Genomic DNA, 25,162 nt, shown 5'->3' on the forward strand with positions numbered 1-25,162 from the left:
GAAAGCCGCTGACCGGCCACGAAGGTCCGGGGCCGGGCACCGATTGTCGGTGGCGTGGGCGAGACTTGCACCGTGGCCCCGACAGACGAGACCGCACAGGTCCACCAGCAGACATCACCGTTCGGCACGACGCCGCCCGCGCCGCCTCCCGGCAGCGACGCCGCGGGGCAGGGCGCCCGCATGCCGCGGTGGCTGCCGCGCGCCATGGTGCTCGCGCTCACCCTCATCGCGGTCTTCCAGCTCGGCAGTTGGGCGTTCCACCAGCTGATAGGCCTGTTGATCAACATTCTCATCGCGTTCTTCCTGGCGCTCGCGATCGAGCCCGCGGTGAGCTGGATGGCCTCCTACAACATGCGCCGGGGGATGGCCACCTTTCTCGTCTTCTTCGGCCTGCTCATCGTGACCGCCGGATTCGTCGCCCTGCTCGGCTCGATGCTCGCGGGCCAGATCATCAAGATGATCGAGGGTTTCCCCGAGTACCTGGACTCGGTGATCAACTGGATCAACTCGACCTTCCACACCGACCTGAGACGGGTGGACGTCCAGGACAGCCTGGTCCACTCCGACTGGCTGCGGAAGTACGTGCAGAACAGCGCGACCGGCGTCCTGGACGTGTCCGCGCAGGTGCTCGGGGGCCTCTTCAAGCTGCTGACGATCACGCTGTTCTCGTTCTACTTCGCGGCCGACGGGCCGCGGCTGCGGCGCGCGCTGTGCTCCGTGCTGCCGCCCGCGCGGCAGGCCGAGGTGCTGCGGGCGTGGGAGATCGCGGTCGACAAGACCGGCGGCTACCTGTACTCGCGCGGTCTGATGGCGCTGATCTCCGGCATCGCGCACTACATCCTGCTGGAGTCCCTGGGCGTGCCCTACGCGCCCGTGCTCGCCGTCTGGGTGGGCCTGGTCTCGCAGTTCATCCCCACCATCGGCACGTATCTCGCGGGTGCCCTGCCGATGCTGATCGCCTTCACTGTCGATCCCTGGTACGCGCTCTGGGTGCTGGTCTTCGTCGTGATCTACCAGCAGTTCGAGAACTACGTACTGCAGCCGAAGCTGACCTCCAAGACCGTCGACATCCACCCCGCGGTCGCCTTCGGCTCGGTCATCGCGGGCACCGCGCTTCTCGGTGCCGTGGGCGCCCTGATCGCCATTCCCGCGGTCGCCACGCTGCAGGCATTCCTGGGCGCGTACGTGAAGCGGTACGACGTCACGGACGACCCCCGGGTGCACGGGCGGCGGATCAGGCGACCCACCCCCTTCCGCGCGCGGCTGCGCGGGCTGTTCGGCGGATGAGGCCCAGCGGCGGGCGAGCCCGGCCGGGACCGTCCCGCGGGACCTGCGGCGCGCCGGGCCTCACCAGGTGAGGACCGCCCAGGCCGCGGCGCCCAGGACCGCCGCCCACCAGCAGCCGACCGCCGCGTACATGATCCGCAGCCGCGTCCGGCCGCTCCACGAGGTGCGTGACAGCAGCCCGGCCAGTGCGGGCAGGACCAGCACCGCGTGCAGGCTCACTCCGTGCAGGGGCTTGAGCGGGGCGGTCGAGTGATACGCCGCCTCCTGGTGGCCGGTACGGGTGAGGACGACACCGCGCGCGATCATCGCGGCACCCGACAGCAGGGCGACGAGCAGGATCGCGAACCCGGAGCGCACCGCGAGCGGCATTCCCGTGGGGCCCGCGGGCCGGTTCCGGAAGGAGGCGACCGCGAACACGGTGAGCAGCACCACCAGGACCCCGCCGCCCACCGCGAGCGTCATCGACACCGCCGTGTCGAAGGAGGTCCCCATGTTGAGGTGCGAGGGCACCCGGCGCCACGCCTGAAGGGTGATCCCGCCGACCTCCACGGCACAGTCCGCGGCGAACACGACGAGCAGCGCGGTGCGCAGACGCGCTCCGACGCGCAGGTACGACGTGACCCAGGTGAGCGCGATCAGCGTCAGTCCGAAGGAGAGCCCGAACGTCACGGGCTTGCGCCAGGAGACGGGCCCGTCCCAGGGCCCGCCGTCCACGGCGAGGACGACCAGGTGCGCCAGCCCGGAGAGCGTCAGCACGGCTCCGGTGCCGTGGCAGAGGCGCTCGGAGGGACGGACCGCGCGCCACGCGGCACGGACACCCCTGCCCTCGCGGTGACCCGGGCGCGGCGCGGGGGCGGTGGCCGGTGGAGTGGTGAGGGTGGGCGGGTGTGTCCCGCCGCGGTGTTCCGCGAGGCTCTCCGGATGGTCCATGGGTTCAGCTTCGACGGCCCGGAGCACGGGGTCGTCGTACCGCCGAAGACTCCCGCCGTACGCCGCGGAGAGTATGCGGAGGACACGACCGGGCCGGTGGGGCCGATATCCCGACGTCCGTCGCGTCGCATCCCCGCCCGGACAGGGCTCGGTGCCGGGGCCCGGCCGTTGTCAGACCGTGACCGTAGTCTCGGAGGTGCCGCGTGGTGCGCTTGACACCGAAATCGAACATCCATTCTTATGGAATCTCCGGCGGGGCTCATGGCGGGGATTCCGGCAGGGCTTTCGTGGAGATGTGCCCGAGTTATCCACAGGTCGGGCGGGCGTCGGGGCGCATTGTCAGTGGCAGGCGTTAGCGTCTTTGACGTGAAGCGATCGACTCAAGCAAATCGGGTGGAACCCATGGCAGGTACTGACCGCGAGAAGGCGCTCGACGCCGCGCTCGCACAGATTGAACGGCAATTCGGCAAGGGCGCGGTGATGCGCCTGGGCGAGCGCCCGAACGAGCCCATCGAGGTCATCCCCACCGGGTCGACCGCGCTCGACGTGGCCCTCGGTGTCGGCGGCCTGCCGCGCGGCCGAGTGGTGGAGGTGTACGGCCCGGAGTCCTCCGGCAAGACGACGCTGACGCTGCACGCGGTGGCGAACGCGCAGAAGGCCGGCGGCCAGGTGGCCTTCGTGGACGCCGAGCACGCCCTCGACCCCGAGTACGCGAAGAAGCTCGGCGTCGACATCGACAACCTGATCCTGTCCCAGCCGGACAACGGTGAGCAGGCTCTGGAAATCGTGGACATGCTCGTCCGCTCCGGCGCGCTCGACCTCATCGTCATCGACTCCGTCGCCGCCCTGGTGCCGCGCGCGGAGATCGAGGGCGAGATGGGCGACTCGCACGTGGGTCTGCAGGCCCGTCTGATGAGCCAGGCCCTGCGCAAGATCACCAGCGCGCTCAACCAGTCGAAGACCACCGCGATCTTCATCAACCAGCTGCGCGAGAAGATCGGCGTGATGTTCGGGTCCCCGGAGACCACGACGGGTGGCCGGGCACTGAAGTTCTACGCCTCGGTGCGTCTCGACATCCGCCGCATCGAAACGCTGAAGGACGGCACGGACGCGGTCGGCAACCGCACCCGCGTCAAGGTCGTCAAGAACAAGGTCGCGCCCCCCTTCAAGCAGGCCGAGTTCGACATCCTCTACGGGCACGGCATCAGCCGTGAGGGCGGCCTGATCGACATGGGCGTGGAGCACGGCTTCGTCCGCAAGGCCGGCGCCTGGTACACGTACGAGGGCGACCAGCTCGGCCAGGGCAAGGAGAACGCGCGCAACTTCCTGAAGGACAACCCCGACCTCGCGAACGAGATCGAGAGGAAGATCAAGGAGAAGCTGGGCGTCGGCGTGAGGCCGGCGGAGCCCACCGTCGAGCCGGGCGCGGACGCGGCGGCCCCGACCGCCCCGGACGAGGCCGCGAAGACGGTCCCGGCCCCCGCGGTCAAGACCACCAAGTCCAAGACCGCGGCGGCCAAGAGCTAGTCCATGACGCGACGAACCGACTGGGCCGAGTACGCCGACCCCGTGCCACCTGAGGGGCGGGGGTACGGGGGGCCCGGCGATGCGGTCGGAGACAGCGGAGGAGCCCACGGCGGGGCGTACGGCTCCGACGGGTTCCCCGGCGGGAACCCGGACGGACCGGACGGCGAGGGCCGTTGGAGCGGAGGCCCCCGCGGCCGTGTCGGACGCGGCGGCACGGACGGTCCGGCGGGCCACGGCGACGTTCCGGCGGACCCGCACGGTTCGCCGGCCGACGGTTCACGCCGTGGCGGTGCCGGCCGGCGCGGCGACGGAGGGCCGCGCGGTGGACGAGGGCGTCGGAGAAGCGGCGGTTTCGGTGAGCCGTCCGGCGATCCACAGGATGGAGGCACTCCCACCTCGTCGAGGGCCGAGAAGGGGGAGCCCCCAGGGGACCCGGCTGAGCGGGCGCGGGCGATCTGTCTGCGCCTGCTCACCGGGACCCCGCGTACGCGGAAACAGCTCGCGGACGCGTTGCGCAAACGTGAGATCCCCGACGAGGTCGCGGACGAGGTCCTGTCACGCTTCGAGGAGGTCGGTCTGATCAACGACGGCGCCTTCGCGGACGCCTGGGTGGAGTCCCGGCACCACGGCCGGGGTCTGGCCCGGCGGGCCCTCGCACGGGAACTGCGGACCAAGGGCGTGGACTCGACGCTCATCGACGAGGCCGTCGGACAGCTCGACTCCGAGCAGGAGGAGACGACGGCGCGCGAACTCGTGGCCCGCAAGCTGCGCTCCACGCGTGGCCTCGACCGCGACAAGCGGCTGCGCCGCCTCGCGGGCATGCTCGCCCGCAAGGGCTACCCCGAGGGCATGGCCCTGCGGGTGGTCCGCCAGGCCCTGGAGGAAGAGGGCGAGGACACGGAGGGGCTCGGGGACGAGGGGTTCTGACCCGACGGGGTCGCGGGCACCGAGGGCTCCGGCCCGGCGGGCATTCCGGACGGGGGGTTCGGACCTGACGGGATTCCGGGCATCCGGTTCCGAACGACGGGAGCGAGGGCCGGTACGCCGACGCGGCCGCCTCTTACAGCAGAGGCCGCCCACCCTGGCGGAACGGAACCACCTGACCCGCGCCCGGAACCACCTGACCCGCGAGATCTGCCTGGCCCACGGCGCCCACGGCGCCCACGGCGCCCACGGCGCCCACGGCGCCCACGGCGCCCACGGCGCCCACGGCGCCCACGGCGCCCACGGCGCCCACAGCGACTACGGTGACGGCGCCGTCACCGGTAGACCGGCCGCCTTCCATGCCTGGAATCCTCCGACCAGGTCGGTCGCCCGGCGCAGTCCCACCTGGCGCAGGGACACGGCCGCGAGACTGGACGCGTACCCCTCGTTGCAGATCACGACGACCCGCAGATCGTGGCTGGTGGCCTCGGGGACGCGATGGCTGCCCCGGGGGTCGAGCCGCCACTCCAGTTCGTTGCGTTCGACGACGAGGGCACCGGGGATCAGCCCGTCGCGGTCACGCAGGGCGGCGTACCGGATGTCGACGAGAAGGGCTTCGCCCGCGCGTGCGGCGTCGTGTGCCTCCCCGGCCTCCACCCGGTCGAGTCCGGCGCGGACCTCCTCCAGCAACGCGTCGATGCCCACCGGGGCTTGGGTGCGGTCGCTCACTGCCAGTCCTCCGGTCGTTCGACCTGCTCAAGTCGGAGGATCTGCCCGGTACGGCTGTAGCGGCGGATCCGGGGCAGCGGCGGGTAGTACGCGTGGACGGAGATCGCGTGCTCCTCGGTGGAGTCGTTGAGCACCTCGTGCACATGGTGGCGGCCGAAGGAACGGCCCTTGCCGGCCGGCAGCCGCCGCTCGCGGTCGACGCCCTCGGTCAGTTCGAGGGTCTTCCAGCCGTCCGTGGGCAGCCGTGCGGCGAGCGAGTACTCCCTGAGCCCGCCGGCCGCGGTGACGAAGGCGCCGACCGAGTCGGCGTGGTCGTGCCAGCCGGTTCCGGTACCGGGGGGCCAGCCGATGAGCCACGCCTCGCTGCCCCCCGGACCTTCCAGGCGGACCCAGGTACGGCCATGGGGGTCGAGCGGAAGGGAGGCGACCAACCCGGTGTCGGCGGCGGCGCGGCGCACGAAGTCGAACAGGTCGGCCTGCGAGGGAGCTCGTGGGGGCGCGGAGACAGAGGGGGACACAGACACTTGTACCGTCCTGAGGGTTCGCGTGGGGCGCGCGTCAGCACGGAGGGCGCGCACGGGAAGAGGGGAAGCGAATTCAGCAGGACGGTCGACACACGCAGCCCGCATAGCGGAGGAGGTCCATATGGACCCTCCGCCACAGGCGCACACAGGTGTCGGTCACGATCCGGAGTACACCATGACGGTTCGGACCGGTCAACTCACTGTCACTATGTGGACCAGCCAGTCACCCGGGGTGGCTCGACGGATTCCGGGCCGGCGGGACACCGGCCCTCGGGTGCGGCGGACACGGACGAGGCCGGTCCGGGAGCTCACGGGCGACGGTGAGCCGGAAGAACGCGAGGTCCGGGCCGCTCCGGCAGTCGGCCCAGCGTCCGCGCGATCGACCACGCGGGCGTACGGGCACCACCCCGGGGGTGTTCGGGCGGCGGCCGTGCCGACGGCCGTCCGCGGGGTACACCTCGTCACTGCGTGCGATCCATCACGTGTGCGGTGCGTCACGATGGCGTCGTCGAGGCCCGGGACCGTACCGGCGAGGCGGGCCCGGGAGGCCCGCCTCCGCCCATGGGCACCGCGAGTGCCGGCTGCCCGTCAGATTCGGGCGGGTTCGGGCGGGTTCGGGCGGCTGCGCGGGAGAACGGCCCGGCCGTCAGCCCGTACGCACCGCGTTCTCCGCCCTCGCCTCCCGCTCCGCTTCGGCCGCCGGCCCGGCCGGGCCGCCGAGTGCCGCTTCGGCCGCCGAGTAGAGGTCGGCCGGGCGCACTCCGCTCAGCGCGGTGACCAGGTGACCGTCGGGCCGCACCAGCAACACGCTGTGCGCGGCCGCGCCGGGATAGCTCTCGGCCACCAGGAGCTCGGCGGGGTGGGGCAGCGCGGTCACGGCGGCCGCGAGCCGGGGCATGATCCCGGCCGTCACCCAGTGCTTCCGCTCCCACACGCCCGTGCCGGGTGCGATCAGGACGACGAGCAGCACGCCGCGCCCGAGCCGGTCCCGCAGGGGTACGAACGTGCCGTCCTCCGCGGTCACCCGTACGTCGACGACCGGCGCGCCGGGCGCCGTGTCCACCGGAGTCCGCGACTCGGAGGGGCGCGGTGCGAGGGGTGAGTCGGCGTACGTCCCCGGCCTGCCCAGCGGGCCGCGTCCCAGGTGGCCGTCCGTGAGCAGGACGTCGTGGCCGCGGGCCGATCCGGGCACGTACGCCCGCAGCCCTCCGCCACCGCGCAGCACCGGAAGCGCCTGGTCGGCGGCGCGCAGCCGGGCGGCGACGACGGCGCGCCGCTCCACCTGGTAGCTGTCGAGCAGCGCCTCGTGCGGGCCGTGGTGCCAGGCCACCGCCAGCTTCCAGGCGAGGTTGTCGGCGTCCCGCAGACCCTCGTCCAGACCTTGGGTGCCGAGTGCGCCGAGCAGGTGCGCGGCGTCCCCGGCCAGGAACACCCGGCCGGACCGCCACCGGCGCGCGAGGCGGTGATGGACGGTGTGGACGCCGGTGTCGAGCAGTTCGTACGGGGGTGTGGGGCCGCCGCTCCAGCCCGCGAGGGTCTCCCGGATACGCGTCACCAGCAGGTCGGGGGTGACCAGGTCCTTGCCCGGCGGCAGCAGCCAGTCCAGGCGCCACACGTCGTCGGCGAGGGGGCGGGCGGTGACCTCACCGGCTGAGGGGCCGGAGGTCCGCCACGGTGGCATCCGGTGCAGCAACGCTTCGCCCGGCCAGGGCAGTTCTGTCCGCAGCGCGGCCACGGCGTGCCGTTCGACGGCCGTGCGTCCGGGGAAGCGGATGTCCTGGAGCTTGCGCACGGTCGAGCGCGGACCGTCGCAGCCCACTAGGTAACTGCCCCTCCACCAGGTGCCGTTGGAGCCCCGAGTGTGTGCGGTGACGCCCGAGGTCTCCTGCTCGATCGAGTCGAGGCGGCTGTTGACGGCGAGTTTGATCAGCCGCTGGGTGGCGATGGCCTCGCGCAGGGCGGTCGTGAGGGTGTGCTGGGCGAGATGCAGCGGAGGCGCGAGCACCTCGTCGTCGCCGGGCTCCCCAGGGCTCCCGGTACTTCCCGGCCCGCTGGACTCGCTCGCGTCGAATCTGATCTCGCGCATCACCTGCTTGCGCCGCATCGACCGCCATCCGGCCCAATGGAAACCGGCCGCGGAGAGGGGGAGATCCGTCAGGCGCTCGACGAGCCCGGCGGTGTCCTCGCGCAGTACCACCGTCCGCGCGAGCCGCTGTTCGTCCTTGCCCGGTCCCTCGTCGAGGACCACGGAGGGGACTTCCTGGCGGGCCAGCGCAAGGGCCAGCGTGAGGCCCACGGGCCCCGCGCCGACGATGATCACCGGGTCCACGGCGCGGCGCCCCCTGCCCGCAGCGGTGCCCCGAGGGACGTAGGTGAACAGGAAGACGGAGCAGGGTGCACGATCACAGAACGTATGCAACCTATTGCCGCTGCTTGCGTCAAGTGACGGGGGCAGCGGCGATCATGCCGCTTCCCCCGTCGCGCCGAGCCAGGGTGAGGCTCCGTCAGATGAAGGTGCCGCCGCCCGTCCCGGTCGCTTCCGTGCCCGCGACCGCGGCCGGCGGCAGTACCGTGCCCGTCGACTTCCTGCCGCGCCGCAGCCGTCCCTCCAGCCAGCTCGCGAAGCTCGTGAGGCTGAAGTTGATCGCGATGAAGATCAGGGCCGCGACGGCGAAGCTGGCGATGGTGTTCGCGCCGTAGTACGCGCTCATCGGACCGACGGAGGCGAGCAGGTCGGGGAAGGTGAGGACCGCGCCGCCGATCGCGGTGTCCTTCACGATCACGACGACCTGGCTGACGATCGCCGGGAGCATCGCGGTGACCGCCTGCGGAAGCAGGATGAACCGCATGACCTGGTTCTTGCGCAGGCCCACGGCCAGGGCCGCCTCGGACTGGCCCTTGGGGAGCGACAGGATGCCCGCGCGGACGATTTCCGCGAGCACCGAGGAGTTGTAGAGCACCAGTCCGGTGACGACCGCGTAGAGCGAACGGTCGTCCGAACTGACGGTCGTGTACTCGGAGTACGCGGCGACGGCGAAGATCATGAGGACCAGCACCGGGATGGCGCGGAAGAACTCCACGACCGCCGCCGCCGGTATCCGGATCCAGACGTGGTCGGAGAGCCGGGCTATGCCGAAGAAGGCGCCGAGCGGAAGGGCGATGACCATGGAGAGGGCCGCGGCCTTCAGCGTGTTCTGCAGCCCCGGCCACAGGTACGTGCTCCAGGCCTCACCGTGGACGAAGGGCTTCCACTTCTCCCAGGCCAATTGGTCCTTGTCGTCGAGGCTGGTGATCACCCACCACAACAGGGCCGCGAAGGCGACCAGGAACAGTGCCGAGTAGAGGATGTTGCGCCGCTTGGCACGGGGGCCCTGGGCGTCGTAGAGGACGGACGTCATCGCTTCACCGCCACCTTCTTGCCCACCCAGCCGAGAAGGAGGCCGGTCGGCAGCGTCAGACACATGAATCCGAACGCGAAGACAGCGGAGATCGCGATGAGTTGTGCCTCGTTCTCGATCATGCTCTTCATCAGGGTCGCCGCTTCGGCGACACCGATCGCGGCCGCGATCGTCGTGTTCTTCGTCAGGGCGATCAGTACGTTGGTCAGTGGACCGACGACCGAACGGAACGCCTGCGGCAGCACTATCAGCGTCAGCACCTGGGTGAAGTTGAGGCCGATCGCGCGGGCCGCCTCCGCCTGGCCGACAGGCACGGTGTTGATGCCGGACCGCAGTGCCTCGCAGACGAACGCCGAGGTGTAGGCGGTCAGACCGAGCACGGCGAGCCGGAAGTTGATGGTGTCGAAAGTGTCCGCGCCGAGACTGACGCCCAGGGTCTGGTTGAGGCCCAGGGACGTGAACAGGATGATCACGGTCAGCGGGATGTTCCGCACGGTGTTCACGTAGGCGGTACCGAAACCGCGCATGAGGGGCACCGGGCCGACCCGCATGGCGGCCAGCATCGTTCCCCAGATCAGGGAGCCGGCGGCTGAGAGGACGGTGAGTTTCACCGTCACCCAGAAGGCTCCCAGCAGGTCGTAACCTTGAAGAAAGTCGAACACGATCTCCCGCGCTTCCGCGTGTGGTGGTGCCCGGGTGCGCCGCCCCCCGAGGGCGGCGCACCGGCGGGCCCTTCATCAGCTGACGATGTTGCCGATCTTCGGCGCAGGCTCGTTCTTGTACTGCGCCGGGCCGAAGTTGGCCGTCACGGCCTTCTCCCACGAACCGTCGGAGACCATGGACTCCAGAGCAGTGTTGATCTTGGCCTTCAGGGCGCTGCCCTTCTTCACGCCGATGCCGTAGTTCTCGTTGGACATCTTGAAGCCGCCGAGCTTGAACTTGCCCTTGAAGGTCGCCTGTGAGGCGTAGCCGGCGAGGATCGAGTCGTCCGTGGTCAGGGCGTCGATCGCCTTGTTCTGCAGACCGGTCAGACAGGCCGAGTACGTCGGGTACTTCTGGAGCTGGGCCTTGGGCGCCAGCTTGTCGTGCACGTTCTGTGCCGAGGTCGAACCGGTCACCGAACACAGCTTCTTGCTGTTGAGGTCCGAAGGCGACTTGATCGTGTCGTCGTCCGCCCGGATCAGGACGTCCTGGTGCGCGAGCAGGTAGGGGCCTGCGAAGTCGACCTTCGCCTGGCGCTCCGGGGTGATGGAGTAGGAGGCGGCGATGAAGTCGACGTCACCGCGCTTGAGCGCGTCCTCGCGGTCGGCGCTCTTCGTCTCCTTCCACTGGATCTGCTTGGCGCTGTAGCCCAGCTTCTCGGCCACGTACGTGGCGACGTCGACGTCGAAGCCCGAGTAGCCCTGGGGCGTTTTCTGCCCGATGCCCGGCTGGTCGAACTTGATACCGACGGTGATCTTCTTGCCGCCGCCGGAGTCGCTGTCCTTCTTGTCGCCCGAACCGCATGCCGTGGCGGTCACGGCGAGCGAGAGCGCGACGGCCGCCGCGGCGGTGACCTTACGGAGCTTCATGGTGAACGTCCTTCGTGTGGGGAGGAGTCGCAGGTCTTCGGTCAGGGTCTTCAGGGAGGGGTTTCGAACAGGGGCTTCGCCGAGGACCGTCAGTTCGGAAGTGAACCTCGGTGGTGAGGAAGCGCGGGCCGTCAGTGGTGCAGGATCTTCGACAGGAAGTCCTTGGCGCGCTCGCTGCGCGGGCTGCTGAAGAACGCGTCGGGCGCGGCCTGTTCGACGATGCGGCCGTCCGCCATGAAGACCACGCGGTTCGCGGCCGAGCGTGCGAAGCCCATCTCGTGGGTGACGACGATCATGGTCATGCCGTCGCGCGCGAGTTGCTGCATGACCTCGAGCACCTCGTTGATCATCTCGGGGTCGAGCGCCGAGGTCGGCTCGTCGAAGAGCATGACCTTGGGGTCCATCGCCAGCGCCCGCGCGATCGCGACGCGCTGCTGCTGGCCGCCCGAGAGCTGGGCGGGGTACTTGTCCGCCTGCGTGCCGACGCCCACCCGGTCGAGCAGGGTCCGGGCCTTCTCCTCGGCCTGCTTCTTGTCCGCCTTGCGGACCTTGATCTGCCCCAGCATCACGTTCTCGAGCACCGTCTTGTGCGCGAAGAGGTTGAAGGACTGGAAGACCATGCCCACATCGGCGCGCAACCGGGCGAGCGCCTTGCCCTCCTCGGGCAGCGGCTTGCCGTCGATCGCGATGTCGCCCGAATCGATCGTCTCCAGGCGGTTGATGGTGCGGCACAGGGTGGACTTCCCGGACCCGGAGGGCCCGATGACCACGACGACCTCGCCACGGGCGATCGTCAGGTCGATGTCCTGGAGCACGTGCAACGCGCCGAAGTGCTTGTTGACGCTCTTCAGGACGACCAGGTCCTCGGTCGCGGCCACGGCATCCTTGGCCACCGATACTTCGGTCATCGCTCTGGGGCTCCGTCCTCCTCGGTTTCGGTGGACAGTAGTGAGCCCGTGCGACCAGCGTCATTACATCTGAGGGGAACTTGAGCATCACGATCGGATAGCAATCGGACACGTGTCGTAGCCGCACGCGGACACCCGGTGCGCGCCCGGCGGGCGGCAGGGTACCGGCTGGGTAACGGAAGCCCTCCGCAACCGGAACCCCCTTGACGCCGTCCTTGTCCATCGGCGTGACTTCCAGGGGGCACGCGCGTGTGCCCTGGTTGTACAGAACGAGACTGTTTGAAGTTGTACAAGTTGGGCCCGTCCGCGGCTGTCCGGGCCGCTGTCCGGGCCGCGACCGCACGAGCGAAAGACACGAACGAAAGAACCGTGCGAACGAAGCACCGTATGAGCGAAGAACCGGGGCGGACGACCGATGGACCGGAGGGGGCCGGAATGAGACTGCTGCTCGTCGAGGACGACAACCACGTCGCCGCCGCCCTGTCCGCGGTGCTGGCACGGCACGGCTTCGAGGTCACGCACGCCCGCAGCGGCGAGGAGGCTCTGCGGGCACTGGTCCCGGAGAGCGACTGCTTCGGTGTCGTCCTGCTCGACCTGGGCCTGCCCGACCAGGACGGCTACGAGGTCTGCGGCAAGATCCGCAAGCGCACCGGCACCCCGGTGATCATGGTCACGGCCCGCTCCGACGTACGCTCCCGCATCCACGGCCTCAACCTCGGCGCCGACGACTACGTGGTGAAGCCGTACGACACCGGGGAACTGCTCGCCCGTATCCACGCCGTCAGCCGCCGCAGCGTCCACGACGACGCCGGAGTGGCCGGCGACGGCGCCCTGCGGCTCGGCCAGGTCCGCATCGAACTGGCCACCCGCCAGGTCAGTGTGGGCGGTTCGGTCGTCCAGCTGACCCGTAAGGAGTTCGACCTGCTCGCGCTGCTCGCCCAGCGGCCCGGAGTGGTCTTCCGCCGGGAACAGATCATCAGCGAGGTCTGGCGCACCAGTTGGGAGGGGACCGGGCGCACCCTGGAGGTGCACGTCGCGTCCCTGCGCTCCAAACTGCGGATGCCGGCGCTGATCGAGACCGTGCGCGGTGTGGGGTACCGCCTCGTCGCCCCCACGTCGTAGCGTGCACCGTGCGCACCCGCCTGCTTCCGCTGCTCATCGTCCTGATGGCCGCCGTGCTGCTCGCGCTCGGCATCCCGCTCGCCGGGAGCGTCGCGGCCGCCGAGCAGCAGCGCGTGGTCGTCGACCGCATCGACGACACGGCGCGCTTCGCCGCCCTCGCGCAGTTCGTCACCGACCAGCCGACGGGCCCCAGGGAGAGCGCCGTCGACGAGCGCCGGCAGACCCTGATCAAGGAACTCGCCGCCTACTACGACGTGTACGGCATCCGCACGGGCGTCTTCTACCGCAACCTCGCCGTCATGGCCAACGCGCCGGAGACCTTGTACCTGCCCGCGCAGGGCGAGGGCCGCGAGGCATTCAACGAGGCGCTCCTCGGCCGCCGCAGCCACGACCCGGAGCAGGTCTGGCCCTGGCAGCGGCACCGGCTCGTCGTCGCGTCCCCGGTCATCCGGGACGGTGACGTCATCGCCGTCGTCGTCACCGACTCGCCCACCGGGCAGATGCGTTCGAAGATCCTGCACGGCTGGCTGATCATCGGCGCGGGCGAGATCGCCGCGATGCTCCTCGCCCTCGGCGCGGCGCTGCGGCTGACCGGCTGGGTGCTCAGGCCGGTACGGGTCCTCGACGCCACCACCCACGACATCGCGACCGGCCGCCTGAAGTCCCGGGTGGCGGTCGCCGGCGGGCCGCCGGAACTCAGGCGGCTGGCAAGGTCGTTCAACGAGATGGCGGACAACGTCGAGGACGTCCTGGAGCAGCAGCGGGCCTTCATCGCCGACGCCTCGCACCAACTGCGCAACCCGCTCTCGGCGTTGTTGCTGCGCATCGAGCTGCTCGCCCTCGAACTGCCGGAGGACAACGAGGAGATCGCCTCCGTCCGCACCGAGGGCAAGCGGCTCGCCGAGGTCCTGGACGACCTGCTCGACCTGGCGCTCGCCGAGCACGCGGAGGCGGATCTGCGGCTCACCGACATCGGCGAGCTGACGGCCGAGCGTGTCGCCTCCTGGTCGCCCCTCGCCGACAGCGTGGGCGTACGGCTGACCGGTACGTGTCCGGCCACCACTGCCTGGGCCGATCCGATCACGCTCTCCAGCGCCCTGGACGCGGTGATAGACAACGCCCTGAAGTTCACGCCGGAGGGGGAGACCGTCGAGGTGGTGGTCTCCTCGAACGGCGAGGTCTCGAAGGTCGTCGTCGCCGACCGCGGTCCGGGCCTGAGCGACGAGGAACTCGCCCGCATCGGCGACCGCTTCTGGCGCAGCGCCGGCCACCAGAACATCAAGGGGTCGGGGCTCGGTCTGTCCATCTCACGGGTGCTGCTCTCGGTCGGCGGCGGCTCCCTCTCGTACGCCCATCACGAGCCGCGCGGGCTCAAGGTGACGGTGACGGTGCCGAGGTCCGGACCGGCGTCCTGACACTTGACACTTGGCGCGTGACACTTGGCGCGTGGCGCGTTCGAGTGCCACGACGCATGTCGGCTTCCGGCGGGATGTCCTTCCCCGGCCGGTGCCGGCGTGGCCTACGGCTTGACGGAGCGGTAGTAGCGCCGGGCGCCCTCGTGCAGGGGCAGCGGGTCCGTGTAGATCGCCGTCCGCAGGTCCACCAGCTGGGCCGCGTGCACCTGGGAGCCGATGTGGTCACGGCTGTTGATCACCGTTCGGGTGAGTTCCTCCGTGAGCCGCGCGTCCGTGTCTTTCCGGGTGATCAGGAAGTTCGCCACCGCCAGTGTCTGCACGGAACCGCCCTGCTGTGCCGCGGGATAGGCGTCGGCGGGCATCACGGCGGCCCGGTAGTAGCGGGAGGCGCCCCCCTGCTCGTGCAGCTTCGCGACCAGGCCGCTGCTGATCGGCACCAGCCTGACGTCGAAGTCCTTGGAGAGCTTCTGGACAGCGCTGGTCGGCAGGCCGCCCGACCAGAAGAAGGCGTCGATCTTGTGGTGTTCGAGCAGGTCGGGCATGGTTCCGATGCCGTCGGAGAAGGGCGAGATGTCGTTCTTCGGATCGAGGCCGGCCGCCTGGAGCACATGCTCCGCTATCAGCCGTACCCCGGAGCCGTCCGGCCCCACGGCGACCTTCCTGCCCCGCAGGTCCGCCACCGACCGCACGGACGAGGTGCGCGCGACCACCAGGTGCACGTAGTCGTCGTAGAGCCGCGCGCAGCCGCGCAGCCGGTCCGCGCCCGGCCTGTTCCCCAGCAGGTACGTCTCCACGGCGTCGGCCGCCGCGATGGTGAAGTCGGCCTGTCCCGTGGCCACGCGGCGCACGTTCTCCTGCGAACCGTCACTGTTCTTCAGGCGTACGTCCAGGCGTGGCATGTCCTTGGCGATCGCGCTCTGCAGGAGCACGCCGTACTTCTGGTAGACCCCCGTCGGTGTGCCCGTGCTGAAGGTGATCGATCCGCCCGGCGACTCCTCGCCCAGTGGCAGCAGCCACCAGAGCAGCAGCCCGCACACCGCGAACGCGGCCGCCGAGCCGAACAGCGCGCGGCGCCTGCCGATACGGGGGAGTGCCTGGAACATGCGCGCGATCCTGCCAGCCCGGAGACCCTTCTGGCCAGGGCGGGTCAAGTCGGTAGGGTCGGACGATGCAGTCCTCCACACCCGACTCCCCCGCCGTTTCATCCGACTCCCCCTCCGTGGTTCCCTCGCCCGCCGCCCTGGTCCGCGCGTTCCATCTGGCCTTCGGTCTCGCCGCCCGCAGCACACCGACGGAGGTCTCCCCGGCGCTCGCCGCCCACCGGGGCGAGCTGCTCGCAGAGGAGGCCGCCGAAGTGGCCGAGGTCTCGGTCACGGGTCCGCTGGACCGGCTGGCGCACGAGCTGGCCGACGTCGTGTACGTGGCGTACGGCACCGCACTCGTCCACGGCATCGACCTCGACGAGGTGATCGCCGAGGTCCACCGGTCGAACATGACCAAACTGGGGCCGGACGGTCACGTCGCCCGCCGCGCCGACGGCAAGGTGCTCAAGGGGGAGCACTACCGCGCGCCGGACGTGACGGCGGTGCTGCGCGGGCAGGGGTGGCGGGGCGCGGACGCGTGAGGCGTACGGCCTCGGTGCGGACGCGTGAGCCATCGGCCCTGTCGCGGACGAGTCAGCCCTCCGGGACGGCCGTGCGCCGGCGTAGGCCGTCCTCGCGCTCCGCCTCGGCCTCCGGTGTCGTCCACTCCTCCGTCTCTGCGGGGCGCCCGGTGGCGCTCGCGCGTGCGGGGCTGCCGCCGAACCGGGCGGTGAGACGTGCCGCCAGCGGCTGCGTGTAGCGGGCGGTGAGCGGGCCGAGTACGACCAGGATCAGCACGTACGCCGTGGCCAGCGGGCCGAGTGACGGCTCGATACCGGCGGTGACCGCGAGTCCGGCGATGACGATGGAGAACTCGCCGCGCGCGACCAGCGCACCACCCGCCCGCCAGCGGCCCTTGACGGAGATACCGGCCCGCCGTGCGGCCCAGTACCCGGTCGCGATCTTCGTCAGTGCCGTCACCGCGGCCAGCGCCAGCGCGGGCAGCAGCACGGGTGGAATGCTCGCCGGGTCGGTGTGCAGCCCGAAGAAGACGAAGAAGATCGCCGCGAACAGGTCCCGCAGCGGGCTCAGCAGCGTGTGCGCGCCCTCCGCGACCTCGCCGGACAGGGCGATGCCGACCAGGAACGCCCCCACCGCGGCGGACACCTGAAGCTGCTGCGCGAGGCCCGCGACGAGGATCGTCAGGCCCAGCACGACCAGCAGCAGCTTCTCGGGGTCGTCGCTGGAGACGAAGCGGGAGATGACACGGCCGTAGCGGACGGCCACGAACAGGACGAGTCCCGCGGCCCCCAGCGCGATCGCCAGCGTCACGCTCCCGGCGGCCAGTCCCACCCCGGCCACCAGCGCGGTGACGATGGGCAGGTAGACCGCCATCGCCAGGTCCTCCAGGACCAGGATGCTCAGGATCACCGGGGTCTCCCGGTTGCCGACCCGCCCCAGGTCGCCCAGCACCTTGGCGATCACTCCGGACGACGAGATCCAGGTGACACCCGCCAGGACCACGGCGGCCACCGGACCCCAGCCCAGCAGGAGCGCGGCGGCGGCTCCCGGCAGGGCGTTGAGCGTGAAGTCGACCAGACCCGACGGATAGTGGGCCTTGAGGTTCGAGACCAGATCGCTCGCCGTGTATTCCAGGCCGAGCATCAGCAGCAGCAGGATGACGCCGATCTCGGCGCCGGTGGCGACGAACTCCTCGCTCGCGCCGAGCGGGAGCAGCCCGCCCTCGCCGAAGGCGAGACCCGCCAGCAGGTAGAGCGGGATGGGGGAGAACCGCAGCCGGGCCGCGGCGCGGCCGAGCAGGCCGAGACAGAGGATGATGGCGCCGAACTCGATCAGCAGGACCGCAGAGTGCACGCGCTCACTCCCGTCCGAGTATCGTCGCGGCGCCGTCGACACCCTCACGGGTCCCGACGACGATCAGGGTGTCCCCGCCCGCCAGCCGGAAGTCCGGGGTGGGGGAGGGGATCGCCTCGGCTCGCCGCAGCACCGCCACGACCGAGGCGCCGGTCTCGGTCCGTATCCGGGTCTCACCGAGCACCCGCCCGTTCCACCGGGCCGTCGCGGCGATCTCGATGCGCTCGGCGATCAGCCCGAGGTCGGTGGTGTACAGCAGGCTCGGGCTGTGAGGGGAGGGCTTCAGGGCGTTGATCAGCGAGGCGGCCTCGCCGCTCGACAGCCGCAGTGACTGAGCGCAGGAGTCGGGGTCGTCGGTCTGGTACACGCTGACGGTGCGGGCGCCGTCGCGGTGCGCCACCACGGACAGGTGGCGCTGTTCACGGGTCACGAGGTCGTACTGCACCCCGATACCCGGCAGTGGCGTCGCCCGCAGGCGTGGAGCCGACATGATTCTCCCCTTGTTCGTTGCTCGGTTCTTGTTGCTTGTTGCGCGTCGGCACGATGCGGCCCGCGAAAAAGCCCACCCAAAACGGTCATGCTGCCATCTCGCCGTACCGTTGCGACATGGGTGCTGGCACGGATGGACAGGGCCGCCCGGCTGTTGCGAGGCTGTTGGGAGCGGTGGCGCGGCCGCGGGTCGGGAAGGGCGGGGTGTCCGCCGCGGGGCGGGCGAATACAGCCGGGAGGAAGCCGACCGGAAGGGACGGACAGAGGAACGTGTCGCTGTTCCGGCGGATCTTCCTGCTCAATGCCGCGGGCCTGACCGTGGCGACCGCGCTGTTGCTGGGACCGGTCACCGTCTCGACGCCGGTGCTTCCCGGCGAGGCACTCGTCGTGGTGCTGGGACTGGCGCTGATGCTCGTCCTCAACGCGGTCGTCCTGCGGATCGGCCTCGTCCCGCTGCAACGGCTGGGGCGGGCCATGGCCACCGCCGACCTCACCCATCCCGGAACCAGGGCGCCCGTCACGGGCCCGGCCGAGGTGGCCGAGCTGATCACCACGTACAACACCATGCTCGACCGGCTGGAGACCGAGCGCGCCACCAGTTCGGCCCGCGCGCTGTCCGCGCAGGAGGGCGAACGCCGGCGCGTCTCCCAGGAGCTCCACGACGAGGTCGGCCAGACCCTGACCGCCGTCCTGCTCCAGCTCAAGCGGGTCGCCGACCGGGTGCCTGGGGAGCTGAGGGAGGAGGTGAGCCAGGCGCAGGAGGCCACCCGCGGCAGCCTGGACGAGATCCGCCGCATCGCCCGGCGGCTGCGCCCGGGGGTGCTGGAGGAGCTCGGACTGCACAGCGCGCTGCGCTCCCTCGCGGGCGAGTTCACCACCCACGGGCTGTCGGTGGTCCACCACCTCGACGCCGATCTGCCTCCGCTCAACGACGAGGCCGAACTCGTGGTCTACCGGGTGGCGCAGGAGGGGCTGACCAACACGGTCCGGCACGCGGGCGCCGACCGCGCGGAACTCCGGCTGCGGCGCGTCACGGACGGCGTCGAACTCCTCGTACGGGACAACGGCAGGGGACCGGGCCGGGCGCGGGAGGGAGCGGGCATCACCGGGATGCGCGAGCGGGCGCTGCTGGTCGGCGCCGCGTTCTCGCTGGGCCCGGCACCCGGGCGGGGCACCGACGTACGGCTGCGCGTCACGGCGAACGGCGGGCAGCCGCAGCCGCAGCCACGGCCGGGCGCCGCCACCGCCGTCGACACCGCGTCCGACACCGCGTCCGGCACCGCGTCCGGCACCGCTTCCGAGGGAGACCGATGATGTCCGCGCCCGCCGGGAGGCCCACGCGCGTCCTGCTCGCCGACGACCACACACTCGTGCGCCGCGGTGTGCGGCTCATCCTCGACGGTGAACCCGATCTGAGGGTGGTGGCGGAGGCCGGAGACGGTGCCGAGGCCGTCGCCCTGGCCCGCGAGACGGAGGTGGATCTCGCCGTCCTCGACGTCGCCATGCCGCGCATGACCGGCCTGCAGGCGGCTCGCGAACTGTCCCGGCGCCTGCCCGACCTGCGCATCCTCATCCTGACGATGTACGACAACGAGCAGTACTTCTTCGAGGCGCTCAAGGCCGGCGCCTGCGGTTACGTCCTGAAGTCCGTCGCCGACCGGGACCTGGTCGAGGCGTGCCGGGCGGCGATGCGCGACGAGCCGTTCATCTATCCGGGCGCCGAGACCGCGATCGTACGCACCTACCTCGAACGTCTGCGCCGCGGCGAGGGACTGCCCGCGCGGGCCGTCACCGACCGGGAGGAGGAGGTGCTGAAGCTGGTCGCCGAGGGGCACACGACGAAGGAGATCGGCGAGCTGCTCTTCATCAGCGCCAAGACCGTGGAGAGCCACCGTGCGAACCTCCTGCAGAAGCTCGGTATGCGCGACCGACTGGAGCTCACCCGGTACGCGATCCGCGCGGGGCTCATCGAGCCGTGATCCGGCGGCCGCCTCCTGCTCGGGCGCCGCGTACTCAGAACCGGGCTGGGTATTTTCGCTCAGGACCCGGACGCCCCGGGGCGCGACGCTTGTCGTATGACGTCTTCCCCGGAGTCCGCCCGGCGGCTGAGTCCGTTCGCCGATGTCGCGCTGGCCGTCACCCTGCTCGTCGTGGACGTCGTCGCCGCGGTCGTCGCGCTCGTGACCGGTCTGAACGCGGCCGGGTACGCGTTCTTCGACACGGGCGCCGACCGGGAGGCCGTCAGCGTCGTCGAACCGGTCGTGCACGTCTCGGTCGTCGGCGCGCTCGTGCTGGCCTCCGCGCTCCTGGCCCACCGGGGCGGGGCGATCGGCACCACCTGCGTACAGACGTTCGTCGGCCTCGCGCTCGTGCTCGGTGCGGTGACCGGCCTGACCGCCGGACACGGTGGCGGCGGCCGTCCGCCCGCACCGAGCCCGAGCTCCAGTGGCCCGCAGTCGCAGTGCCGGTCCGGCGGCGACAACAGTGAGTGCCTAGGTTCCTGACAACAGCGAGTGGCTCGGTTCCTGACGGGAGCGAGTGGCTCGGTTCCTGACTGAGGTGAAGCCTTGGTCGCCTTCGGTCAGTCGACCGGCCGCATGTCGCCCCCGTACACCGTGCGGTAGTCCGGGACGACGATCCGGCTGTCCGGGGACGCCTGGCGCACCTTGGCCACGAACGCGTCCAGGTCCATCGACGGGTCGCGGCGCGGGGGAGCGGTCAGGGGCTCCTCGAAGTTGTCCCAGTGCACGGGCACCACGACCCCGGGCCGGTCCAGGGCCCGCAGCAGCCTGGGCACGTAGTCGTGGGTCGCGGTGCCGGCCGGCACCGCGACCATGGCGAGATCGGGGCGCAGCCCCCGCACCGCTCGTTCGCTGAAGTCACTGGCGCCCATCAGGAACGCCGACGGACCGCCGCTCCCGGCCGTCACCAGGAAGGCGAGCGTGTCGCCCTCCGGCAGGTCCGAGATGGTCCTCGGAGGTGTCGCCGGCGGCGCGTTCAGGGTGCCCGGGGCGAAGTAGGAGTACTTCTTGTTGCGGCTGTGCAGACTCGCCACGACCTCGACGGTGAGTCCGCCGCCGAAGTCCAGCACCTCGCCGCCCTTCACCACGGAGATCTGCCCCGGGTCGACGCCGGACGCGACCAGCAGGTGGTACGTCGTCTCGGTGCCGACGACACGGGCGCCGGTGGTTTCGGCGATGTGCGGCACATCGGCGAGGTGGTCCCAGTGGGCGTGGCTGACCAGGACGAGTTCCGGATGTCCCACGTGTTCCCGCACCAGGTCGGGATCGGTGCGCAGTTCCGTGCCGGCGTCGAAGGCGCCGTCGAACAGGCCGGTCCTGAAGCGGGTGAGGTACGGGTCGAAGAGCACGGTCCGGCCGTCGACGTCGATGCGCCAGCCGGAGGTGCCGAACCAGCGTAGGGAGGTCGCCCCCGACGCCGCCCCCGGTGACGGTGACGGTGATGGTGACGATTCGGGCGTGGGCGTTACCGGGGGAGTGGCCGCCTCGGCGGCTGCGGCGGACAGGAGCGGGGCGGCCGTGCCGAGCGCGGCGCCTCGCAGCACCGTGCGGCGGCCGAGCAGGGGGGAACCCTGGGGGTTGTCGTTGTCGCGCATGGCGTCAGGAGATCAGGGGCCGGCCACCCCCGTCCAAGATCAGTACCATGCCCTGCTGATACGCGGACGCATATGAGACCTGGTCACAGCCCCGCGCTCCGCAGGAAGTCGACGGCGATCCTGGCCGCGGCGCCGATCGCCGCGTCCACCTCCGGCCCGGTGGCTGCGAGTTCGCGGGTGCGGGCGAAGACGGCGACGGCGTAGCACCCGCCGTCGGGATACCGGACGACTCCCGCCTCCGTGTGCAGCCCCGGAAGGGTCCCTGTCTTCGCCGCGACCACCGTGCCGCCGGGAAACCCCGACACGAGCCGGTGCCGGAACAATTGACGGCTCATCAAGTCGCGTACCTGGGCGCAGACTTCCGGTGGACCCGCCTCGTCGCGCCAGATGAGACGCAGCAGTTCGGTGGTCTCGCGGGGTGTGCCGGAGTTGGTCCGAAGGGGGTCCAGGACCGCCATCCGCCGCTTGCGGTCCTCCGGCAGGGCCGGGTAACGGGCGGCGAACTCGGTTGCGTCGCGTGCCCCCACCTCGGCGAGCATCGACTCGAGGACGTCCCTCGGTCCGCCCACGACGCGGGTCCGGTCGAGCCCCAGTTCCTTGGCGAGCAGCCGTACGGTGTCCAGCCCGACCCGGTCGAGCAGCAGATCGGCCGCCGAGTTGTCGCTGACCGACATCGCGAAGAACGCCAGGTCGCGCAGCGACAGTTCGACGTCGTCCGCGCAGCCCGCCGTGCCCCAGCCACCGAGCCTGTCGGCCGCCGTCACCCGTACCCGCTCCCGGGGATCGAGCTGCCCGGCCGCCACCTGCCGGGCGAACTCCAGGACCAGCAGCACCTTGAACACCGAGGCGAGCACGACGGGTTCGTCGGCACCGACGGCCACCTCGCACCCGCGCGGCTCCACGCGGACGGCCGTCCCGGGCACGCCGGGGTCCGCCCGCGCGACACCGGTGGGATCCGCCCGTCCGGCGCCGATGGGGACCGCGTGCAGGAGGCCCTCGGCGCCCGCCTCCGCGAAAACCGCGCGGATCTGTTCCTCGGCCATCGGCCGGCCCGCCTCCTCGCGTAAGGTCCATGGTCGTGGATCTCTTGCGCCACCTGCGTCTGTTCGTCACCGTAGCCGAGGAACTGCACTTCAGCCGGGCCGCCGACAGGCTGGGCATGGCTCAGCCGCCGCTCAGTCAGGCGGTGCGGCGACTGGAGAGGGAGCTCGGCGCCGAGCTGTTCGACCGGTCGCACCGCCGGATCGGACTGACCGCCGCCGGGGTGTTGTTGTGGGACGAGGCCCGTGAACTCCTCGCCCGCGAGGACCGGTTGCGGATGCTGGCCCGGCGTGCGGGGGACGGCGGCCTGGGCACCCTGCGCGCGGGCGTGCCCCCCGACACCGCGGCCGCCGTGCTGACCGCGCTGCTCGCCGCCTGCGCCGAGCGTGCCCCGGGGCTCTCCGTCGACCTGCGGGAGGTCACCACCGGGGAACAGGTGACGTTGCTCGCCTCCGGCGGACTCGACGTCGGACTGGTGCACCGTCCCGCCGACACCACCGGCCTGCTGCTCGGTCCGGAGGTCTCGGTGGACCTCGGTGTCGTCCTGCCCCGCACCTCGCCGCTGGCCCGGCGGCCGGAGGTCGCGCTCGGTGAACTGTCCGGCCACGACCTGGTGCTCTTCCCGCGAGCCCACGCCCCGGGCCGGTACGACGAGGTCCTCGACGTCTGCCGCGCCGCGGGCTTCGTGCCGGGCCGGGTACGGCACGCCTCCAGTTCCGAGTTCCTGTTCGGCCTGGTGACGGCCGGGCGCGGCGTCGCCTTCGACCAGGGGCCGGTGGCCCGTAAGGAGCCCCGTGTCGCCTGGCGGCCCCTGGCGGGGCGCCCCCTCGTCCAGCGGCTGAGCGGCGCGTGGCCCGCCGGACGTACCGCCCACCCGGCCGCCCGGACCTTCGCGGAACTCGCCGCCGAGGTGCTGGCCGGCGACCGCGCGGCGGCCCCGAACCGCACCGAGGGTGCGGGCCCCACCGCGGGAGGGCCCCGCCCCTGGACGGTCGTGTACGGCTAGCGGGGCGGGCCCCTCCGTGGCCGGTGGTGTGCCGCGGCCGACGGGGCGGGGACAGGCCCGCGCATGTCCCCGCGCCACCGCCTGGCGCCGGCCCGAGCCGGAGACTCCGGTGCCGGGACGACGTACTCCCGGCACCGCCTACCCTTGTCGCATGAGCAGCAGCGACCGGAGCCACGCGGTGGACGTTCAGGATTCGAAGACCTACGAGGTGCGCACCTACGGGTGCCAGATGAACGTCCACGACTCCGAACGGCTCTCCGGGCTCCTCGAAGGCGCGGGCTACGTACGGGCGCCCGAGGGGTCCGACGGCGACGCCGACGTCGTCGTCTTCAACACCTGCGCCGTGCGCGAGAACGCCGACAACCGGCTGTACGGCAACCTCGGCCGCCTCGCCCCGATGAAGACGAAGCGTCCCGGGATGCAGATCGCGGTCGGCGGATGTCTGGCGCAGAAGGACCGCGACACCATCGTGAAGAAGGCCCCCTGGGTGGACGTCGTCTTCGGCACGCACAACATCGGCAAGCTGCCCGTCCTGCTGGAGCGCGCCCGCGTGCAGGAAGAGGCGCAGGTCGAGATCGCCGAGTCGCTCGAGGCGTTCCCCTCGACGCTGCCGACCCGCCGCGAGAGCGCGTACGCGGCCTGGGTGTCGATCTCCGTCGGCTGCAACAACACCTGCACGTTCTGTATCGTCCCCGCGCTGCGCGGCAAGGAGAAGGACCGCAGGACGGGCGACATCCTCGCCGAGATCGAGGCACTGGTCGGCGAGGGCGTCTCCGAGATCACGCTGCTCGGACAGAACGTCAACGCGTACGGCAGTGACATCGGCGACCGGGAGGCCTTCAGCAAGCTGCTGCGCGCCTGCGGGCGGATCGAGGGCCTGGAGAGGGTCAGGTTCACCTCCCCGCACCCCCGCGACTTCACCGACGACGTGATCGCGGCCATGGCGGAGACGCCGAACGTGATGCCGCAGCTGCACATGCCGATGCAGTCCGGTTCGGACACCGTCCTGAAGGCGATGCGCCGCTCGTACCGCCAGGACCGCTACCTGGGCATCATCGAGAAGGTCCGGTCCGCCATCCCGGACGCGGCGATCACCACCGACATCATCGTGGGCTTCCCCGGTGAGACGGAGGAGGACTTCGAGCAGACCCTGCACGCGGTCCGCGAGGCCCGCTTCTCGGCGGCCTTCACCTTCCAGTACTCCAAGCGCCCCGGCACCCCGGCGGCCACCATGGAGGGGCAGATCCCCAAGGAGGTCGTCCAGGCGCGCTACGAGCGTCTCGTCGCCCTCCAGGAGGAGATCTCCTGGGACGAGAACAAGAGGCAGGTCGGCCGGGTCCTGGAGCTGATGGTCTCCGAGGGCGAGGGCCGCAAGGACGGCGCCACCCACCGCCTCTCCGGCCGCGCCCCCGACAACCGCCTGGTCCACTTCACCAAGCCCGACCAGGATGTACGCCCCGGTGACGTCGTCACCGTCGAGATCACCTACGCGGCCCCGCACCATCTGCTCGCCGAGGGCGCCGTCCTCGCCGTGCGCCGCACGCGGGCGGGGGACGCCTGGGAGAAGCGCAACGCGGCTCAGGCGGCGAAGCCGGCCGGCGTGATGCTGGGTCTGCCGAAGATCGGCGCTCCGCAGCCGCTGCCCGTCGTGACCGGCAGCGGCAGCGGCTGCGGCTGCGACTGACCCCGCTCGCGCGGCGAAGGGCTACGCTGCCGAT

General features: G+C 71.2%; 26 protein-coding genes. 11 read left to right on the plus strand and 15 right to left on the minus strand.

Annotation, left to right across the window (positions count from 1 at the left end; translation table 11 throughout):
- Positions 1-72: 72 nt before the first annotated feature.
- On the plus strand, positions 73-1,287 hold the full coding sequence (locus tag ACFVTC_RS37930; RefSeq protein ID WP_390133599.1) for an AI-2E family transporter: 1,215 nt from the start codon (positions 73-75) through the stop codon (positions 1,285-1,287).
- Between the two features lie 60 nt (positions 1,288-1,347).
- Here the strand turns inward: ACFVTC_RS37930 and ACFVTC_RS37935 are convergent, their stop codons facing one another.
- The gene (locus tag ACFVTC_RS37935) at positions 1,348-2,217 is read right to left on the minus strand and encodes a hypothetical protein (protein ID WP_390133601.1); all 870 of its coding nucleotides are present in this window, start codon (positions 2,215-2,217) and stop codon (positions 1,348-1,350) included.
- 402 nt (positions 2,218-2,619) lie between these two features.
- On the opposite strand from ACFVTC_RS37935, the gene recA reads away from it, so the two are divergent.
- Both recA and recX read left to right on the plus strand, forming a co-directional pair.
- Complete coding sequence (recA, locus tag ACFVTC_RS37940; RefSeq protein WP_390133603.1) at positions 2,620-3,744, plus strand: recombinase RecA; 1,125 nt, start codon at positions 2,620-2,622, stop codon at positions 3,742-3,744.
- Positions 3,745-3,747: 3 nt separating this feature from the next.
- Entirely contained in the window at positions 3,748-4,671 is a 924-nt protein-coding gene (gene recX / locus ACFVTC_RS37945; protein ID WP_390133605.1) for a recombination regulator RecX, read from the plus strand.
- Positions 4,672-4,804: 133 nt separating this feature from the next.
- Here the strand turns inward: recX and ACFVTC_RS37950 are convergent, their stop codons facing one another.
- The 9 genes from ACFVTC_RS37950 to ACFVTC_RS37990 form a co-directional block, all read right to left on the minus strand.
- Positions 4,805-4,981, minus strand: coding sequence for a hypothetical protein (locus ACFVTC_RS37950; RefSeq protein WP_390133607.1), 177 nt, complete (start codon positions 4,979-4,981; stop codon positions 4,805-4,807).
- Positions 4,982-4,986: 5 nt separating this feature from the next.
- Positions 4,987-5,397, minus strand: coding sequence for a rhodanese-like domain-containing protein (locus ACFVTC_RS37955; protein WP_390133609.1), 411 nt, complete (start codon positions 5,395-5,397; stop codon positions 4,987-4,989).
- Complete coding sequence (locus tag ACFVTC_RS37960; protein ID WP_390133611.1) at positions 5,394-5,921, minus strand: cysteine dioxygenase; 528 nt, start codon at positions 5,919-5,921, stop codon at positions 5,394-5,396. Before ACFVTC_RS37960 ends, ACFVTC_RS37955 begins: the two co-directional genes overlap by 4 nt.
- 73 nt (positions 5,922-5,994) lie before the next feature.
- Positions 5,995-6,081, minus strand: coding sequence for a putative leader peptide (locus ACFVTC_RS37965; protein ID WP_348772510.1), 87 nt, complete (start codon positions 6,079-6,081; stop codon positions 5,995-5,997).
- A gap of 486 nt (positions 6,082-6,567) precedes the next feature.
- On the minus strand, positions 6,568-8,250 hold the full coding sequence (locus ACFVTC_RS37970; protein WP_390133613.1) for an FAD-dependent monooxygenase: 1,683 nt from the start codon (positions 8,248-8,250) through the stop codon (positions 6,568-6,570).
- A 175-nt stretch (positions 8,251-8,425) separates the two neighbouring features.
- A complete protein-coding gene (locus ACFVTC_RS37975) occupies positions 8,426-9,319 on the minus strand; it encodes an amino acid ABC transporter permease (RefSeq protein ID WP_390133615.1) in 894 nt (297 codons plus the stop codon).
- A complete protein-coding gene (locus ACFVTC_RS37980; RefSeq protein ID WP_390133617.1) occupies positions 9,316-9,981 on the minus strand; it encodes an amino acid ABC transporter permease in 666 nt (221 codons plus the stop codon). The genes ACFVTC_RS37975 and ACFVTC_RS37980 overlap by 4 nt, the downstream gene beginning before the upstream one ends.
- Positions 9,982-10,056: 75 nt before the next feature.
- Positions 10,057-10,890 (minus strand): glutamate ABC transporter substrate-binding protein, encoded by an 834-nt coding sequence (locus ACFVTC_RS37985; RefSeq protein WP_390133619.1) that lies wholly within the window; start codon positions 10,888-10,890, stop codon positions 10,057-10,059.
- A 131-nt stretch (positions 10,891-11,021) separates the two neighbouring features.
- The gene (locus ACFVTC_RS37990; RefSeq protein WP_390133621.1) at positions 11,022-11,798 is read right to left on the minus strand and encodes an amino acid ABC transporter ATP-binding protein; all 777 of its coding nucleotides are present in this window, start codon (positions 11,796-11,798) and stop codon (positions 11,022-11,024) included.
- A 435-nt stretch (positions 11,799-12,233) separates the two neighbouring features.
- Between ACFVTC_RS37990 and ACFVTC_RS37995 the strand changes: the two genes are divergently transcribed.
- Positions 12,234-12,920, plus strand: a complete 687-nt coding sequence (locus ACFVTC_RS37995) for a response regulator transcription factor (protein ID WP_390133623.1) — start codon at positions 12,234-12,236, stop codon at positions 12,918-12,920.
- 8 nt (positions 12,921-12,928) lie between these two features.
- The gene (locus ACFVTC_RS38000) at positions 12,929-14,335 is read left to right on the plus strand and encodes an ATP-binding protein (RefSeq protein WP_390133626.1); all 1,407 of its coding nucleotides are present in this window, start codon (positions 12,929-12,931) and stop codon (positions 14,333-14,335) included.
- Between the two features lie 104 nt (positions 14,336-14,439).
- Here the strand turns inward: ACFVTC_RS38000 and ACFVTC_RS38005 are convergent, their stop codons facing one another.
- Positions 14,440-15,438 carry a TAXI family TRAP transporter solute-binding subunit gene (locus ACFVTC_RS38005; protein ID WP_390133628.1) on the minus strand — a complete coding sequence of 333 codons (999 nt, stop codon included), beginning with the start codon at positions 15,436-15,438 and terminating at the stop codon, positions 14,440-14,442.
- A gap of 65 nt (positions 15,439-15,503) precedes the next feature.
- On the opposite strand from ACFVTC_RS38005, the gene ACFVTC_RS38010 reads away from it, so the two are divergent.
- Positions 15,504-15,959, plus strand: a complete 456-nt coding sequence (locus tag ACFVTC_RS38010) for a MazG nucleotide pyrophosphohydrolase domain-containing protein (RefSeq protein ID WP_390133631.1) — start codon at positions 15,504-15,506, stop codon at positions 15,957-15,959.
- A gap of 52 nt (positions 15,960-16,011) precedes the next feature.
- Here the strand turns inward: ACFVTC_RS38010 and ACFVTC_RS38015 are convergent, their stop codons facing one another.
- Both ACFVTC_RS38015 and ACFVTC_RS38020 read right to left on the minus strand, forming a co-directional pair.
- Complete coding sequence (locus ACFVTC_RS38015) at positions 16,012-17,292, minus strand: cation:proton antiporter (protein ID WP_390133633.1); 1,281 nt, start codon at positions 17,290-17,292, stop codon at positions 16,012-16,014.
- Between the two features lie 4 nt (positions 17,293-17,296).
- A complete protein-coding gene (locus ACFVTC_RS38020) occupies positions 17,297-17,782 on the minus strand; it encodes a cation:proton antiporter regulatory subunit (RefSeq protein WP_390133635.1) in 486 nt (161 codons plus the stop codon).
- Between the two features lie 269 nt (positions 17,783-18,051).
- Between ACFVTC_RS38020 and ACFVTC_RS38025 the strand changes: the two genes are divergently transcribed.
- The 3 genes from ACFVTC_RS38025 to ACFVTC_RS38035 all read left to right on the plus strand — a co-directional run bounded on the left by ACFVTC_RS38025 (position 18,052) and on the right by ACFVTC_RS38035 (position 20,285).
- The gene (locus ACFVTC_RS38025) at positions 18,052-19,095 is read left to right on the plus strand and encodes a histidine kinase (protein ID WP_390133638.1); all 1,044 of its coding nucleotides are present in this window, start codon (positions 18,052-18,054) and stop codon (positions 19,093-19,095) included.
- Positions 19,095-19,760, plus strand: coding sequence for a response regulator (locus ACFVTC_RS38030; RefSeq protein ID WP_390133639.1), 666 nt, complete (start codon positions 19,095-19,097; stop codon positions 19,758-19,760). The genes ACFVTC_RS38025 and ACFVTC_RS38030 overlap by 1 nt, the downstream gene beginning before the upstream one ends.
- A gap of 96 nt (positions 19,761-19,856) precedes the next feature.
- The gene (locus tag ACFVTC_RS38035; RefSeq protein WP_390133641.1) at positions 19,857-20,285 is read left to right on the plus strand and encodes a DUF6234 family protein; all 429 of its coding nucleotides are present in this window, start codon (positions 19,857-19,859) and stop codon (positions 20,283-20,285) included.
- Positions 20,286-20,362: 77 nt separating this feature from the next.
- Here ACFVTC_RS38035 and ACFVTC_RS38040 read toward each other — a convergent pair whose 3' ends face one another.
- Together ACFVTC_RS38040 and ACFVTC_RS38045 are read right to left on the minus strand one after the other, a co-directional pair.
- Positions 20,363-21,397, minus strand: coding sequence for an MBL fold metallo-hydrolase (locus ACFVTC_RS38040; RefSeq protein WP_390133643.1), 1,035 nt, complete (start codon positions 21,395-21,397; stop codon positions 20,363-20,365).
- A gap of 83 nt (positions 21,398-21,480) precedes the next feature.
- Positions 21,481-22,440, minus strand: a complete 960-nt coding sequence (locus ACFVTC_RS38045) for a serine hydrolase (protein ID WP_390133645.1) — start codon at positions 22,438-22,440, stop codon at positions 21,481-21,483.
- A gap of 44 nt (positions 22,441-22,484) precedes the next feature.
- Here ACFVTC_RS38045 and ACFVTC_RS38050 point away from each other — a divergent pair, with 44 nt between their 5' ends.
- Both ACFVTC_RS38050 and miaB read left to right on the plus strand, forming a co-directional pair.
- Positions 22,485-23,444: a LysR family transcriptional regulator gene (locus ACFVTC_RS38050; protein WP_390133717.1), complete on the plus strand. Its 960-nt coding sequence runs from the start codon at positions 22,485-22,487 to the stop codon at positions 23,442-23,444.
- A 151-nt stretch (positions 23,445-23,595) separates the two neighbouring features.
- Complete coding sequence (miaB, locus tag ACFVTC_RS38055; RefSeq protein WP_390133647.1) at positions 23,596-25,128, plus strand: tRNA (N6-isopentenyl adenosine(37)-C2)-methylthiotransferase MiaB; 1,533 nt, start codon at positions 23,596-23,598, stop codon at positions 25,126-25,128.
- Positions 25,129-25,162: the final 34 nt, after the last annotated feature.

It is taken from the genome of Streptomyces sp. NPDC057950, assembly GCF_042887295.1.
GTDB lineage: Bacteria > Actinomycetota > Actinomycetes > Streptomycetales > Streptomycetaceae > Streptomyces > Streptomyces kaempferi.

What these genes read in the sequence shown, in the direction of transcription:
- miaB (WP_390133647.1), top strand. Translation starts at nt 23,596, where the DNA reads ATGAGCAGCAGCGACCGGAGCCACGCGGTGGACGTTCAGGATTCGAAG.
- ACFVTC_RS37990 (WP_390133621.1), bottom strand. Translation starts at nt 11,798, where the DNA reads ATGACCGAAGTATCGGTGGCCAAGGATGCCGTGGCCGCGACCGAGGAC.
- ACFVTC_RS38010 (WP_390133631.1), top strand. Translation starts at nt 15,504, where the DNA reads ATGCAGTCCTCCACACCCGACTCCCCCGCCGTTTCATCCGACTCCCCC.
- ACFVTC_RS37975 (WP_390133615.1), bottom strand. Translation starts at nt 9,319, where the DNA reads ATGACGTCCGTCCTCTACGACGCCCAGGGCCCCCGTGCCAAGCGGCGC.
- ACFVTC_RS38005 (WP_390133628.1), bottom strand. Translation starts at nt 15,438, where the DNA reads ATGTTCCAGGCACTCCCCCGTATCGGCAGGCGCCGCGCGCTGTTCGGC.
- ACFVTC_RS37935 (WP_390133601.1), bottom strand. Translation starts at nt 2,217, where the DNA reads ATGGACCATCCGGAGAGCCTCGCGGAACACCGCGGCGGGACACACCCG.
- ACFVTC_RS38020 (WP_390133635.1), bottom strand. Translation starts at nt 17,782, where the DNA reads ATGTCGGCTCCACGCCTGCGGGCGACGCCACTGCCGGGTATCGGGGTG.
- recA (WP_390133603.1), top strand. Translation starts at nt 2,620, where the DNA reads ATGGCAGGTACTGACCGCGAGAAGGCGCTCGACGCCGCGCTCGCACAG.
- ACFVTC_RS38035 (WP_390133641.1), top strand. Translation starts at nt 19,857, where the DNA reads ATGACGTCTTCCCCGGAGTCCGCCCGGCGGCTGAGTCCGTTCGCCGAT.
- ACFVTC_RS38045 (WP_390133645.1), bottom strand. Translation starts at nt 22,440, where the DNA reads ATGGCCGAGGAACAGATCCGCGCGGTTTTCGCGGAGGCGGGCGCCGAG.
- ACFVTC_RS37995 (WP_390133623.1), top strand. Translation starts at nt 12,234, where the DNA reads ATGAGACTGCTGCTCGTCGAGGACGACAACCACGTCGCCGCCGCCCTG.
- ACFVTC_RS38040 (WP_390133643.1), bottom strand. Translation starts at nt 21,397, where the DNA reads ATGCGCGACAACGACAACCCCCAGGGTTCCCCCCTGCTCGGCCGCCGC.
- ACFVTC_RS38030 (WP_390133639.1), top strand. Translation starts at nt 19,095, where the DNA reads ATGTCCGCGCCCGCCGGGAGGCCCACGCGCGTCCTGCTCGCCGACGAC.
- ACFVTC_RS37985 (WP_390133619.1), bottom strand. Translation starts at nt 10,890, where the DNA reads ATGAAGCTCCGTAAGGTCACCGCCGCGGCGGCCGTCGCGCTCTCGCTC.
- recX (WP_390133605.1), top strand. Translation starts at nt 3,748, where the DNA reads ATGACGCGACGAACCGACTGGGCCGAGTACGCCGACCCCGTGCCACCT.